Annotated in this window: 1 protein-coding gene and 1 pseudogene; both read left to right on the top strand. The window is 66.5% G+C overall.

Annotated features, from left to right (window positions below; genetic code table 11):
• Window positions 1-139 (top strand): annotated as a pseudogene (locus GHO41_RS29555) (DUF2868 domain-containing protein); the annotation flags it as partial.
• Window positions 132-424: GTPase (locus GHO41_RS29550; RefSeq protein ID WP_178126631.1), on the top strand; the 293-nt coding region annotated here is incomplete at its 3' end. The pseudogene GHO41_RS29555 and the gene GHO41_RS29550, both read left to right, overlap by 8 nt.

Raw genomic sequence — 424 nt, 5'->3', positions numbered from 1 at the left:
CATCTGGCTGCTGCAAGCACCACCCGGCCAGGCGCTGGACGCCGACCGCCTGAGCGACTGGCACCATGCCCTGGAAAAACTCGGGCTGCCGTTTGCCACCAGCGCACCCATCAACTGGCTGGAGACAGGCCATGACTAAGCCACTGACGCTGGCCGTGGTCGGCCACACCAATGTCGGCAAAACCTCATTGCTGCGCACCCTCACCCGCGATGTCGGCTTTGGCGAAGTGTCCCATCGCCCCAGCACCACCCGGCATGTAGAAGGCGCACGGTTGTCGGTGGACGGCGAGCCGCTGCTGGAGTTATACGACACGCCGGGGCTGGAAGATGCCATCGCCCTGCTCGACTATCTGGAACGCCTCGACCGCCCCGGCGAGCGCCTTGACGGCCCGGCGCGGGTCGCACGGTTTCTCGACGGCAGCGA

It is taken from the genome of Pseudomonas sp. FSL R10-0399 (genome assembly GCF_009600165.1).
In the GTDB taxonomy this organism is placed as follows: Bacteria; Pseudomonadota; Gammaproteobacteria; order Pseudomonadales; family Pseudomonadaceae; genus Aquipseudomonas; species Aquipseudomonas helleri.
Note: the sequence above shows the minus strand (reverse complement) of the source record. Positions and strands in the feature narration are given on the sequence as shown.